The following is a 13,679-nucleotide window of genomic DNA, read 5'->3' as shown; positions in this document are numbered from 1 at the left end:
TCTCAGCCGCCGTTGTGCAGCGACATCAGCCCTTGATGTCGGAGAAGTTTGCCAGCGCTTCGCGCAAATTGCCATCGCTGTGCGCAAGGGCCGCCTGGGCGTCGGAGGCATTGATGCCGAGTGCGATGAGAGAGGCAAGCTTCATGTCGCCATCGGCCTGGCGCAGCGCCGCAATCGCTGTGGCGTCGTCGCAGCCGGTGATCTGGGAAACCATGATCTCGCTGCGGCGGCGCAATTTCGCATTGGTCGCGCGCATATGCACCATCAGGCCGCGATAGACGCGGCCGAGACGGACCATGATGAGGGTCGAGAGCAGATTCAGAATGATCTTCTGCGCCGTGCCCGCCTTCATGCGGGTCGAGCCCGCGATGACCTCTTCGCCGGTATCGGCGAGAATCGGGTGAGAGCAGACGTCGAGAATCGGCGCGCCGCTGTTGTTGGAAATGCCGATGGTCTGTGCGCCCCGCGCCTTCGCTTCTTGAAGCGCCGCGATGGTGAAAGGCGTTCTGCCGCTGGCAGCAACACCGATGACCACGTCATTCGGGCCGACCTGCGAGCCACGGATACCGGCAATGCCTTGCTCGACCGAATCCTCCGCATTCTCGACCGCCTTGAGCAGCGCACCTTCGCCGCCGGCGATCAGATAGACCAGTTTGTCGTCCGGCCAGTTGAAGGTCGGCGGCAATTCGGTGCCATCCTGCACGCCGATGCGGCCCGAGGTTCCTGCGCCCACATAGATGAGGCGCCCGCCCCGGCGCAGTCGCGCCACGGCCTCTTCCGCAGCCGCGGCGATGGCCGGAAGGGAGGATCTGACCGCGGCGACCGCCGAAAGCTGGCCCTCATAGAAGGCGGAAAGAATGTCGAGGCTGGGCCAGGAATCGAGGTCCTGAAAACGGGTGCTGAAGGTTTCTGTGGCCATCGGATGCTCTTTTCGTGCAGACCAGTATAGGTCCAGTTCCTCGCGTCAGCAATCGCCGTCGCCGCCACACAGGGTCGGCGTTGACGGCCTTTCACCAAATGTCGTTAAGACCGCGCCTCTGCGTCAAACAACGCGATCACCCGTTCCCCAGTCGCTCGGCGCAAGGGGAGGATCCCACTATCCGTGTGGCGGCTGGGATGGACGCGGTTGGTCAGCAGCGACCAGGCGAACCCCCGATCGAAGTCGAGCCAGAGGCCGGTGCCGGTGAAACCGGTATGCCCGATGGTGGTGGGCGAACAGGCGTCACCCCCGTGCCAGCCGGCATAAAAGCCTTCCCAGCCGACCGTCCGCTTCTCTGATTCCCGCGTGCGGATGGCGCGGAGGGACTCGGCCGGAAGGCCTGTCCCGTCGAGAAGCGACTGGGCGAAGTCCAGCACGCCGTCGATGGTGCCGAACAGGCCCGCATGGCCGGAGGCGCCGCCGAGCGCGAAGGCATTCTCATCGTGCACGTCGCCCCGGATGACGCGTCCGCGCCACGTGCAGCGCTCGGTCGCCGCGCAGAGGCTGGGGTTCGGGCGGAAACTGAATCGTTCAGGGAGTGGCTGATCGAGGAGAGGTTTTCCCGTGATGCGTTCAATCGCGATGCCGAGCAACATGTAGTTGATGTCGGAATAAACCGGCGGGCCGCTCTGCCAGACCCGCTGCAGGATGAAGGCACGCAGGGTCTGCGGGTCCTGGCCATAGGTATAAAGCGGCTCGACCGCCGGCAGATGAGTCTGATGGGCGAGACACTGGCGGAACGTGAGACGGCGCTCGGCCGCGTTCATGTCGTATTGGCGCAGATCCGGGATCACCGAAACGAGAGGATCGTCGAGCGCGATCCGGCCTTGCTCCACAAGCTGCAGAATCCGCGTCGTCGTGAAGATGATCTTAGTGAGGGAAGCCAGGTCGAACCAAGTCTCGCGGGATAGGTCATGCCGCTCCGGCTCGATCTGCGCGGCCCCTGCCCAATGGGCGGCTCGCGCCCCATCGGCAGTGACGATGCCAAGCACTGCGCCGGGGATTTTCGCATCGCGGATTGCGGTGGCGGCGGGCTCGAAAGCCAGTCCGATCATGTCTGTGAGAGGCATCGCTGGTTACAATGTTCAAGCTGGCGGGCGCCGATGGCGCCCCATCGCAGGCGAAATCGCGGCGCGGGGGCCACCTGCCGGAGCGTCTTCGTTGCGGACCATAGCACAGGCGGTCGGGTGGTCTAGAGTGGTATGATATTGGACCATGACAGGTTCGCAACGATGGCCTATAAATTTGTCTTGCGGCTTCCAAGGGAGAAAAGACGCATGTTCAGGTCAGCACTGCGCGGCGCGATCGGCGCGGGTTTCATGGCGGCGATGATGGCCTCCGCCTCGGCTCAGGTTCTCGAGATCGGGGCTGAGGCCAGCCCGACCGGCCTCGACCCCCACCTCATCACCGCTTTTCCGAGCTTCATGGTGGTGAATGGCAACATTTATGAAGGCCTCACCTCCGTCGATAAGGATTTGAAGGTCGTTCCCGGCCTCGCCGAATCCTGGACCATCTCGCCGGACGGCAAGACCTACACTTTCAAGCTGCGTTCCGGCGTGAAATTCCACGACGGCTCCGCCATGGAGGCGGAAGACGTGGTGTCGACAATGCGCCGCGTGCAGAGCAAGGACATCGCCTCTCCGCTCGCAAGCCGCCTTTCGGCCATCGACAGCGCCACCGCGACCGACGCCAAGACCGTCGAGTTGAAGCTGAAGGAGCCGTCCGCGCCGCTGCTGGCATCGCTCGCCACCATTGCCATCGTTCCGCGCTCGGTCGAGACCAACAAGGACATCTTGCAGAAGGCCCCGGTCGGCACCGGCCCGTTCAAGTTCCAGGAATGGCAGCCGAACGGCTACATCCTGCTCGCCAAGAACGACGCCTATTGGCAGCAGGGTCTGCCGAAGCTTTCGGGCCTGAAGTTCAACATCGTTCCTGAATCGGCCACCCGTCAGGTTGGACTCACCAACGGCCAATACGCGCTCCTGCCGAACATCGATGCGGCGACGGCGCTGCAGCTCAAGGGCAAGCCGAACGTCAAGCTCTCTGAGACGCTGGAACTCGCCTACATGCTCGTCGGCATGAACGTGTCGAAGCCGCCTTTCGATAACGCGAAGGTGCGCGAGGCGCTCAACTACGCCATCAACCGGCAGGAAATCGTCGATGCCGCACTCTTCGGTGCGGGCGTGCCTGGTGGTCCGCTCTCTCCGGCGCTGAAGTCCTGGGCGCTCGATGTGAAGGAGTTCTCCTGCTACAAGCCCGATCCGGCCAAGGCGCAGGCGCTTCTGAAGGAAGCAGGCGTTGCTATGCCGGTGACTGTCACGATGAACGTTCTGCCGCGTCAGGACGTGAAGGACATCGCGCAGGTCGTGCAGGAACAGCTCAACAAGGCTGGCTTCAAGGTCGAGCTGAAGAGCCAGGAGCAGGGCCAGTTCATTCAGGATTGGCGCAACAGCAACTTCGACCTGTTCGCTTCGATCAACTCCGGCAGCCCGGATCCGGACGAGTATTTCTATCGCACGTTTCGCACGGGCGGCTCGACCAACGTGTTCAAGTACTCGGACACGGAGATCGACGGATTGCTCGACAAGGCTCGTACCTTGTCGGATCAGGCCGAGCGCAAGACCGCTTACGACGCGGTGCAGAAGAAGCTTGCCTGCTCGGGCCCCGTTGCGCACCTGACCTACGGCACGCTGTTCTCGGCGATGCGTGACAAGCTCACGGGCTATGAGGTCATGCCGAACCGCTCGCTCGTGCTGCTCCGCGGCGCAAGCTACTAAACCACGACGACGTTCCGGCGCCGCGGTGGCGGCGCCGGACATCATTCGAGATAACGCTAATTTTTCCGATGAATCGAGTTCTTGCCGCGCGCCTCATCGATCTGGTCGTCGTTCTCTTCGGCGTCTCGATCATCGTGTTCTTGATGATCCGCCTCATTCCGGGCGATGCCGTCGCCATCATGCTCGGCGCAAACACAGAGATCACGCCTGAGCGCATGGCGGAACTCAAAAGCCGTGTCGGCCTCGACCGCCCGGTGATCGAGCAATACCTGCTCTGGGCAGGCGCAGCGCTGCACGGCGACTTCGGCACCTCGCTCTGGACCGGCCGACCGGTCGCGACAGAGATCATGACGCATCTCTGGCCGACGCTTGAACTCACTATGCTGTCGCTGATCCTTGGCGCGGTGCTTGCGGTGCCCGTCGGCTGCGTGATGGCGCAGACGCATGGTCGCGGCGCGGATGTCGCCATGCGGATCGGCGCGATTGCGGGATTGACGATTCCTTCCTTCTGGCTCGGCATCGTCCTCATCCTGTTTCTTGCAACGGTCGCGCCGAGCTTCGCCTCGCTCGGCTATGTGCCGTTCTCTGAAGATCCGCTCGGCAACCTCCAGCGCATGAGCCTGCCGGCCGTTGCGCTTGCGCTGCCGATCCTTGCCAATCTGTCTCGCCTCGTGCGCTCCGCCATGCTGGACGCGTTGGGGCAGGACTATATCCGCACGGCCCGCGCCAAGGGGCTGAACGAGCGTCGCGTGGTCTATAAGCACGCTCTGCGCAATGCGCTGATCCCGTTTCTCACCAGCGTCGGCATCATGACCGGCTATCTGCTCGGTGGCGCAATCGTGGTTGAGCAGGTTTTTGCCATTCCAGGTCTCGGCCGTCTCATTCTCGGCGCGATTGCAGAGCGCAACTATCCCGTCATCCAGGCGACCATTCTCGTGGTCACAGCGGTGTTCGTGCTCGTGAATTTTCTCGTGGATTTCCTTTACATGATCGTCGATCCCCGCGTGAGGGCTTGAGCCGTGTCGCGTCTGGCCAAGAGCAAGCTTCTGACTTTCGCCGCCATTCTGGTGTTGGTGCAACTCGTTCTCGCGCTGGGGGCGTCCTTCATTGCGCCCTATGACCCGATGGCGCAGAGCGTCGCACGCCGTTTGCGTGGTCCGTCCGAACTGCACTGGCTTGGAACGGATCAGCTCGGCCGCGATGTGCTGACGCGCATTCTCTACGGCTACCGAACCTCGCTCATCGCCTGCCTGCTGGCGGTTGGCATCGCGCTTATGGCGGGGGGCACGCTCGGCCTCATCTCGGCCTATTACCGGGGCTGGCTCGACCGCATCGTCATGCGCATCATGGATATTCTGTTCGCATTCCCGGTGATGCTGCTCGCCATCGGCATCATCGCGGTGCTCGGGCCGCACACCTACAGCGCAGCGGCGGCGATCGCCGTCGTTTACACGCCGATCTTTGCTCGCCTTCTGCGTGGCCCCGCGCTGGTGCTTTGCGAGAGCGAATATGTGGCGGGGGCAAAAGCCATCGGCGCGTCCGATGCACGCATCATCTTTCTGCACATCCTGCCGAATCTGGCTTCCGTTATTCTCGTGCAGACGAGCCTGTTGCTTTCCGCGGCGATTCTGGTCGAGGCATCGCTCTCGTTCCTCGGGCTGGGCACGCAGCCGCCGACCCCTTCTCTCGGTCTGATGCTGTCGGAAGGGCGCAACTTCCTGATGCTCTCGCCCTGGAGCGCGATTTTCGCCGGGTTTGCGATCCTGTTCTTGTCCTTCGGATTCAATCTGCTGGGCGACGCCCTTCGCGACACGCTCGATCCGCGCCTGCGGGGACAGCCGTGAGGGTGCGGCGTGCCCGTGCCGCCGACGTTCCGGCGCTCGCGGCAATTGCCGAACGGTCTTATCGTGAGGCGTTCAAAACCATCCTCGAGCAGGATGTGTTGGCGACCCGCGATGCGGTCTTTTTCGCTGCGCGTTTTACCGAATCCTGGCCGCGCATGATCCTCGTGGAAATGGAGAGCAGGGCTCTCGGTTTCCTCCTCATGACCGACGGCCATATCGACATGCTTTTCATGGATCCCGACGCCAGCGGGAAGGGCGCGGGCGCCTTGCTGCTCCATGAGGGGGAAGCATCTGGCGCAAAAAGCCTCGAATGCTTCCGCGATAATCTGGGTGCCCGTCGCTTCTATGAGCGGCACGGTTGGCGCATAGCGCGCGAATATGACCGTGAGTTCGCGGGCAGGAGTCGCAGCTTCGTCTTCTACGTCAAGAACGGCGAGGCCATTCCTACAGCGTGATGACGCGCCCGGTGCGAACCGCTTCATCTGCGGCCAGAACGATGCGTAAGGATCTCACCGCATCGGTCATGTGATCCGTCAGGTCGAGATCCTCGTCGATGGCGCGTAAGAGAAAGCGCTGCTCACGTTCGCAAAGGGCATCGTGGTCCGGCTCGTCCGCCGTACTGATCCGCTCATCTTCCTTGGCGAGCGTGCCGTCGCCTTTGAGCGCCGCGTGATGCAGCAGGATCTGATTGGTCTTGGTGTGCGCGTCGATGTCGGCGGATTTCACGTTGCCTGCCGTTTCGGCCATGACGATACTGACACTGCCCTTCGGGCCGATCACGTCCTTCACGAAATAGGCCGTCTCGCTCATCATCGGCCCCCAGCCCGCTTCATACCAACCGACCGATCCGTCATCGAAGGCCACATGCAAGTGGCCGTAATTATACATGCTCTCGGGCATATCGTCCGTCAGGCGTGCGCCGACCGCATGCACCTGCACGGGTTTGGCGCGCGTGATCTGACACATCACATCCACATAATGGACGCCGCAGTCGACGATGGGAGAAAGCGACTGCAGCAACCGCTTATGCGCCTCCCAGGCCGATCCGCTCGATTGTTGATTGAGGTTCATGCGAAAGACGTTCGGCGTGCCGAGCGTTTTGGCGAGTTCGATGAATTTGATCCAGGATGGATGATGCCGCAGGATGTAGCCGATGACGAGTTTGCGCTTGGTGCGGTTGGCCGTTTCGACCACCCGTTCCGCATCCGCGACCGTGTCGGCGAGCGGCTTTTCCACGAAGACGTGCGCGCCCGCTTCCATGGCCCTGATGGCATAAGAGGCGTGCGTGTCCGACCAAGTGTTGATCGAGACGACGTCCGGCTTGAGCGTGTCGAGAGCGTCCTCGAACTGCGTGAAACGCATCGCGCCGTGGAGCGCGGGCGGCAGGTCCAAGGCCTCAACATTGCGCGTGCACAGACCCACAACCTCGAAGCCCTCGATGCGGGAATAGGCGAGGGCATGGGACAAGCCCATATTGCCAAGGCCGACGACAAGAACCCGCTTCACGCCCATGGCCAATCCTCTTGATCAGTCGCCTTCGCCGTCAATCCAGGTTTTCTGCACGTTCAAGGCGTCATCGAGCAGGACGAAGCTTGCGCGATAGCCGGGCACAATGCGGCCGAGTTCGTGGTCGAGCCGCAGGAAAGAGGCCGGAGCGAGAGACGCCATGCGCAACACGTCGGGAAGCGCAAGGCCGAGCCGTTGTACGCTGTTGCGCACCGCGCTCGCCATGTCGAGATCAGAGCCCGCCAGCGTTCCATCCGCCGTCGTCAGCTTGCCGTCCTTGCGATAAATCGTTCGACCATGGATGTCGAACTGCGTCATGTCTGTGCCGGTCACGGACATGGCGTCGGTGACGAGCATCATATGGTCCATGCCCTTTGCGGCAATGGCGATGCGAAGTGCCGCATCGCTGACATGATATCCATCGACGATCAGCCCGCACCAAGTGTCTCTGCTGTCGAGCGCTGCGCCAACCGGACCAGGCTCCCGCCCGGCCATCGGCGGCATGGCGTTGAAGAGATGCGTGAAGCCGCGCAGGCCGTGACGGCAGGCTTCCGTGATCGTTGCATAATCACCAGCCGTATGCCCGGCGCAGACGAGGACGCCGGCGGCGGAAAGGCGCGCGACCATGCCCATGGCGTTGCGCTCCGGCGCGAGCGTCACAATCGTGCGGCCCGCTTTGAGCGAGGTGAGGATCGCGAGATCTTCTTCCTCCATCGGGCGCATGAAGGCCGGATCATGCACGCCCTTGCGTTCGGGGTTGATGAAGGGACCTTCGACATGGATGCCGAGGACGCCGGGAGTGGCTGCGGCCAGCGCGGCACGCATGGCCTCGACCGCCTCTGCCATCCGCTCACGCGTATCCGTGATAAAAGTGGGCAGAAGGCCGATAGTGCCGAACTTTCGGTGCGCCTCGGCGATGGTCCTAATTCCATCTGCCGTCCGCACATCGTTGAAGAAAACCCCACCACCGCCATTGACCTGAACGTCGATGAAGCCAGGCGCCAACAGGCCTTCGATCTTGCGTCGCGTGATGTCCGCGCCGAGATCTTTCTCGTGCGGCACGGCAACAATGCGGCCATTGTCGATGACAACGGCACGCCCTTCGAGAATATGCGTTCCGTCGAAGACGCGGGCTCCGGTGAGGGCGAAACGCATCACACGGTCTCCGTCACCTTGCGCAGGCGCGGCGGCGCATCGGGGTTGCGGCCACGTGCCTGGGCAATGGCGTTCACCAGCGGATAGAAGCTCTGAATCAGGGCGATGGGGGCGATGTAAGGATGAACCCTCTCGACGGAGGGCAGCATGACCTTCGCCGGTCCTTCGGCTGCGCCTGCGACGACCACGGGGACGTCCTGTTCATTCAGCTTTGTCACGAGATCGTTGACGCCGTTCAGCGTCTCATCGCGCTGGCTGAGAACGAGAACCGGGAAGTGATCGCCAGCAAGCGTCCAGGGGCCGTGCATCAACTCGGCGGCGCTCATGGCCTCAGCGTGGATGCCTGATGTCTCTTTTAACTTCAGCGCAGCTTCCTGCGCCATCGCGAAGCCGACGCCCCGCCCGACGACAAAAAGATCATCGGCTTTGGACAGCATGGAAAGCGCTGCCGACCAGTCGGTCGCAGCAGCCTTCGCAAGGACCTCGGGCAGGGTATCAAGCGCGGTCAATAGGGCCTTGTCCTGCGACCAATGCGCGACGAGCTGCAACGATGCGGCAAGTGCCGCGATGAAGGACTTTGTCGCTGCGACGCTCTTCTCAGGGCCCGCGTGAAGCGGCAGCACCACTTCACAGGTGGAGGCGAGCGGCGAGGTCGTGTCGTTGACGAGCGCCACCGTCAGCGCGCCGTCCTCTCGTCCCGCATTGGCGAGGTGAAGAATGTCCGGACTACGGCCCGACTGTGAGACGGCGAGAAAGAGCGCATCGCGCATACGCGGCCGCGCGGAATAGACGGATGTCACAGACGGGCCGACCGAAGCGGTGACAAGGCCCGAGTGAATCTCCAAAAGATACTTGGCGAAGGTTGCCGCATTGTCCGAACTGCCGCGTGCGCAGGTCACGGCGAAGGGTGGCGGCGACGCGCGCAGGCGCGCGCCGAGATCCCGGCAGAGAGCGGCGTTGCTCTCAAGAAGGCGCGCGACGACCTGCGGGGCTTCACGTGCTTCGCTCAGCATCGCCGTGACGGGGAATTCGGAAGTCGTTTTCTCAGACATCATCACTCTGTGTTCGATCAGGTTGGCTGATGGTCAGCTCAGCCACGAAGTCGTAGGCATCGCCCCGGTAATAGGACGAGGTGAATTCGACCGCTTCGCCCGTTCCGATGAACGAGCGGCGCTCGATGTAGAGAGCCGGGCTGTCCGGCGGAACTTGAAGAAGGGCGGCCTGCTCCTCGCTCAGAAGAACTGCATGAAGCCGCTGCAATGCGCGGCTCGGCATGAAGCCCTGCTCGTGCAGAACCGCATAGAGCGATTGCCTCACGAGAGAGGGATCGGGCAGAAACCGGCTTGGCACGACGGCATGTTCGATTGCCATCGGGATGCCGTTGGCAAGCCGAAGCCGATTGACGCGGCTCACCATGTCGCCCGGCGACAGGCCGAGCGCCATCAGCTCGTTCGGCGAAGCCGGGCCGGTGGAGCGGCTCAAGAGGACGGCCGAGGAGGGGAGACCTCGCGCCGACATGTCGTCGGTGAAGCTCGACAAACGCGAGAGCGGCTGTTCGAGCCGCATCTGGGGCGCAATGAAGGTGCCAGATCCCCAGCGCTGCACCAGTACGCCCTTTTTGACGAGGCCTGTGATCGCCTTGCGGACAGTGACGCGCGAAATGCCCAGTTGCTTCGCAAGATCGCGCTCGCCGGGCAGTGCGTCTTCCGGTTTAATCGAGCCCCTCCTGACTGCGTCCTCGATGGACTGCTGCAGCTGCAGATAGAGCGGCGTCGGATTGTCTTCATCGAGCGGGATCAGCGGAAGCGTCTCAGAGGCCTGTCCAGTCATTCATGCCTCCGCGACGTTGGCCTGTGCGAGAAGGATCGCGCCGTCCAACGCATCGGCCGTCGGTTGGACGATGGCCTGTTGCAGCGGTGGCGGCAGCCAGGGCCGCAACGGCTCGGCCAATCCCCCGAAGAGGCACAGGGTTGGCGCGCCGAGATCAAGCAAGCGCGTCGCAATTTGCGCCAGGCCGGTTGCTGCGTCTGTGATCAGCGCGACGCCGAGTGGATCGCGCCGTTTTGCATGGTCAAGCACAGTCGGTGCGTAGCGCGCATAGTCACTGGGGCGTGCCTTGCCGACCCAGTCGATGAGCAATTCAGGATCGTTGCCGAATTTGGCCAGAAGCGTTTGGGTAAGTGGTGTCGTAGGAATGCGCCCGTCATAGGCCCAGACGGTGCGGCGCAAAGCTTCGCGACCGATGGCGGCTCCACTGCCTTCGTCCGAGATCTCATAACCCCAACCGCCGACATAGTGGCGCTTTCCGCCAACGACACCGTAGCCACAGGAGCCTGTGCCGACGATGAGGATGGCACCGTCGCCTCCGCCGAATGCCCCGAGCCATGCGGTATGCGCGTCGGTGTCGATGACGAAGGAGGCAAAGGGAAGGGGACGGGAAAGGAGGCGTTCCACCGCACTCGTTTGCCCGGCGCCGGCTGCGCCCATTCCCACATGGGTCCGATTGAGGTCTGCCTCGCCGAGCCCTGCCTTGCCGAGAGCTTCCCGGCAGGCGGTAAGAATCGAATGCCAGACAAGGTCCGGATCGAGCCGGATGTTCGACGGGCCGCCCGCTCCTTCTCCCCTCAGGGTGCCATTGGCATCGCGCAGGCGGGCCCGGCACTTGGTGCCGCCGCCGTCAATGCCGAGGAACAAGGACTCACTCATCTCAAAACTGGACCGCGGAATGGGTTCAACGAAGGAATGCCATCTCTAAGTGGTCACCATGCCACTTAATATCCAGTTGGGAAAGGGGCGCGATGTTGAAACGGTGGGTTCAGCCAGAAAACGACCGTTAACTAGAGCATTCAAGTACAGCGAGTAGATGCCAGGCATTGGACAATGGTACTATGCAACAAATCATCATAGCGCTTGCCGCCTCTCCGGGGCGGCGATACCACTATAAGGTCACTTGCCCGTCGTCGTTTCAAGTGGAACACTTTGAATAAGTCCACCGAAACCACAAGAACGCGGAAACCGCGCAGAGGGACAAGTCCAGGGGTAGTCAACGCCGCGCCTGAAGGGCGCTCCGACCGGAGGAATACCGACTATGAGGCCTCTCCACGCGAAAACACTCGTGCGCCGGGCTGGGCAGATGCTTGCGACCGCCTCGGTTGCCGTCGCCGCCTTGGCCTGTGCGAATGCGGCCAGCGCCCAGACACTCACCATCGAGAGCTGGCGCAATGACGACGCGGACGTCTGGAACAGCCAGATCATCCCGGCCTTCAACAAAAAATTCCCGAATATCAAGGTCCAGTTCAAGGCCGACCCGCCGACCGAATATAACGCTGCGCTCAATGCGCGTCTGACCGGCGGGACTGCTGGCGATCTCATCACCTGTCGGCCGTTCGATGCCTCGCTCGACCTGTTTAAGAAGGGGCAGTTGATCTCCGTCAACGAGGTGAAGGGCATCGAGAACTTTTCGGATGTCGCGAAGAGCGCCTGGTCCACAGACGACGGCAAGACGACCTTCTGCATGCCGATGGCCTCGGTGATTCACGGCTTCATCTACAATAAGCCGATCTTCGACGAGCTTAAGTTGGCGCCGCCGAAGACCATGTCAGAGTTCTACGCGGTTCTCGACAAGATCAAGGCGCACGGCAAGTATACACCCCTAGCCATGGGTACCGCCGATCAGTGGGAAGCTGCGACCATGGGCTTCCAGAACATCGGCGTAAATTACTGGAAGGGCGAAGAAGGTCGCAAGGCGCTGATCGAGGGCAAGCAGAAGTTCACCGATCCGGCCTATATCCAGACTTTCTCGGAACTCGCGAAATGGGCCCCGTATATGGGCAAGGGCTATCAGTCGCAGAAGTATCCGGATACGCAGAATCTCTTCGCACTTGGCCGCGCGGCGATCTACCCCGCCGGTTCCTGGGACGTGCCGATCTTCCGTAAGCAGGCTGATTTCGAGTTCGATGCGTTTGCGCCGCCGGTGCCGGATGGCCAAGGCAAGTGCTACATCAGCGATCACACCGACATCGCGCTCGGCATCAACGCTAAGTCGAAGAATGTGGAGGCTGCCAAGACCTTCCTGTCTTGGATTGCGACCTCGGAATTCGCGGACATCTACGCGAATGCGCTGCCTGGTTTCTTCCCGCTCTCGAAGGAGAAGGTCACGGTGAAGGATCCGGTCGCGGCCAAGTTTGTCGGTTGGCGCTCCACCTGCGATAGCTCGATCCGCAATTCCTATCAGATCCTCTCGCGTGGCACGCCGAACCTCGAGAACGAGCTTTGGAACGTAAGTGCGCAGGTTCTCAACGGCACCATGAAGCCGGAGGAGGCCGCGAAGAAGGCCGAGGATGGGCTCGCCGGCTGGTACGAGCCGCACAAGAAATAATCGCTCAAATGATGACGCGGGCCGCCGCAAAGGCGGCCCGCGATCCTTGTTCTTCTTCGAGCCAGAGCTTTCATGTCGGATATTACGGCCTCGGGCGTCCAGCCGGCGGAAAGCGTTTCCGTTCGCTCGCGCTTTCCCGTCCATGTTGCAGTTTTCCTCGCCCCGGCGCTCGCGATCTATACGCTTTTCTCGATCTATCCGCTGATCGATACCATCCGCCTGAGCTTCTATACGGGCGATGAGTCGGGCGCGCGCCACTTCGCGGGGCTTGCCAATTTTTACACGCTTCTCACCGATCCGGCGTGGTCCGGGCATTTCTGGAATGCGCTGCGTAACAATCTGGTGTTCTTCGCCGTTCACATGGTCGTGCAAAACGCCATTGGGTTAGGTTTGGCTATGCTCCTGAGCCTACCGCGCCTGACCGGAGGCAGCGTCTACCGCACCCTGCTTTTCTTGCCGACCATGTTGTCGGTTGTGATCATCGGGTTCATCTGGCAACTCATGCTCAATCCCCTCTGGGGCATCGCTGAGAAGATTTTGAGCGCAGTCGGTCTCGGCAGCTTCTTCGGGCCCTGGTTAGGACAGGAAACGACTGCGCTCATCACCATATCCCTGATCTCCGTGTGGCAGTTCGTCGGCATTCCGATGATGCTGATTTACGCCGCTCTCCTGAACATCCCGGATGACCTGCTCGATGCAGCGATCGTTGATGGTGCGGGACCGTTCAGCGTGTTCTGGTTCGTGCGTTTGCCGCTGATCCTGCCGACGCTCGGCGTCGTGTCCATTCTCACCTTCGTCGCGAATTTTAACGCCTTCGATTTGATCTATGCTATCAAAGGCGCTCTTGCAGGGCCGAACTTCTCGACCGACATTCTCGGCACGTTCTTCTATCGCACCTTCTTCGGTTACCAGCTTCAAGTCGGCAGCCCGACCATGGGTGCGACTGTGGCCACCGCCATGTTGATTATCATTCTGCTTGGCGTCTTGATCTATCTCTTCGGCGTGCAGCGGCGGCTGCAACGACATACCTTCTGAGGGCG

The 13,679-nt window shown here is 61.9% G+C and carries 13 protein-coding genes; 6 read left to right on the top strand and 7 right to left on the bottom strand.

Annotated features, from left to right (window positions below):
* Positions 1-25 precede the first annotated feature (25 nt).
* Entirely contained in the window at positions 26-919 is an 894-nt protein-coding gene (locus tag HB375_RS00465) for an N-acetylmuramic acid 6-phosphate etherase (protein WP_167670924.1), read from the bottom strand.
* 104 nt (positions 920-1,023) lie between these two features.
* Positions 1,024-2,049, bottom strand: a complete 1,026-nt coding sequence (locus HB375_RS00460) for a serine hydrolase domain-containing protein (protein WP_167670922.1) — start codon at positions 2,047-2,049, stop codon at positions 1,024-1,026.
* A 207-nt stretch (positions 2,050-2,256) separates the two neighbouring features.
* On the opposite strand from HB375_RS00460, the gene HB375_RS00455 reads away from it, so the two are divergent.
* From HB375_RS00455 to HB375_RS17990, 4 genes are all read left to right on the top strand, one after another.
* On the top strand, positions 2,257-3,756 hold the full coding sequence (locus HB375_RS00455; protein ID WP_167670920.1) for an ABC transporter substrate-binding protein: 1,500 nt from the start codon (positions 2,257-2,259) through the stop codon (positions 3,754-3,756).
* 68 nt (positions 3,757-3,824) lie between these two features.
* Positions 3,825-4,772, top strand: a complete 948-nt coding sequence (locus HB375_RS00450) for an ABC transporter permease (protein WP_167670918.1) — start codon at positions 3,825-3,827, stop codon at positions 4,770-4,772.
* 3 nt (positions 4,773-4,775) lie between these two features.
* Positions 4,776-5,600 (top strand): ABC transporter permease subunit, encoded by an 825-nt coding sequence (locus tag HB375_RS00445; RefSeq protein WP_167670916.1) that lies wholly within the window; start codon positions 4,776-4,778, stop codon positions 5,598-5,600.
* Positions 5,597-6,055: a GNAT family N-acetyltransferase gene (locus HB375_RS17990; protein ID WP_167670914.1), complete on the top strand. Its 459-nt coding sequence runs from the start codon at positions 5,597-5,599 to the stop codon at positions 6,053-6,055. Before HB375_RS00445 ends, HB375_RS17990 begins: the two co-directional genes overlap by 4 nt.
* Here HB375_RS17990 and HB375_RS00435 read toward each other — a convergent pair.
* Genes HB375_RS00435 through HB375_RS00415 form a run of 5 tightly spaced genes read right to left on the bottom strand, consistent with a single transcriptional unit; the run spans position 6,045 to position 10,967 of the window.
* Positions 6,045-7,112 carry a Gfo/Idh/MocA family protein gene (locus HB375_RS00435; protein ID WP_167670912.1) on the bottom strand — a complete coding sequence of 356 codons (1,068 nt, stop codon included), beginning with the start codon at positions 7,110-7,112 and terminating at the stop codon, positions 6,045-6,047. The genes HB375_RS17990 and HB375_RS00435 overlap by 11 nt on opposite strands.
* A gap of 15 nt (positions 7,113-7,127) precedes the next feature.
* A complete protein-coding gene (nagA, locus tag HB375_RS00430; RefSeq protein WP_167670910.1) occupies positions 7,128-8,261 on the bottom strand; it encodes an N-acetylglucosamine-6-phosphate deacetylase in 1,134 nt (377 codons plus the stop codon).
* Positions 8,261-9,313, bottom strand: coding sequence for an SIS domain-containing protein (locus HB375_RS00425; protein ID WP_167670907.1), 1,053 nt, complete (start codon positions 9,311-9,313; stop codon positions 8,261-8,263). Before HB375_RS00425 ends, nagA begins: the two co-directional genes overlap by 1 nt.
* Positions 9,306-10,091, bottom strand: a complete 786-nt coding sequence (locus HB375_RS00420) for a GntR family transcriptional regulator (RefSeq protein WP_167670904.1) — start codon at positions 10,089-10,091, stop codon at positions 9,306-9,308. The genes HB375_RS00425 and HB375_RS00420 overlap by 8 nt, the downstream gene beginning before the upstream one ends.
* Positions 10,092-10,967 (bottom strand): glucosamine kinase nucleotide-binding domain-containing protein, encoded by an 876-nt coding sequence (locus tag HB375_RS00415; RefSeq protein ID WP_167670900.1) that lies wholly within the window; start codon positions 10,965-10,967, stop codon positions 10,092-10,094. It lies immediately after the preceding gene.
* Positions 10,968-11,349: 382 nt separating this feature from the next.
* Between HB375_RS00415 and HB375_RS00410 the strand changes: the two genes are divergently transcribed.
* Positions 11,350-12,639: an ABC transporter substrate-binding protein gene (locus HB375_RS00410; protein ID WP_167670898.1), complete on the top strand. Its 1,290-nt coding sequence runs from the start codon at positions 11,350-11,352 to the stop codon at positions 12,637-12,639.
* A gap of 72 nt (positions 12,640-12,711) precedes the next feature.
* Entirely contained in the window at positions 12,712-13,674 is a 963-nt protein-coding gene (locus HB375_RS00405) for a carbohydrate ABC transporter permease (protein WP_167670896.1), read from the top strand.
* The last annotated feature ends 5 nt before the right edge of the window (positions 13,675-13,679 follow it).

Source organism: Microvirga terricola (assembly GCF_011777495.1).
In the GTDB taxonomy this organism is placed as follows: Bacteria; Pseudomonadota; Alphaproteobacteria; order Rhizobiales; family Beijerinckiaceae; genus Microvirga; species Microvirga terricola.
This window is presented reverse-complemented; position numbering and strand designations above follow the sequence as displayed.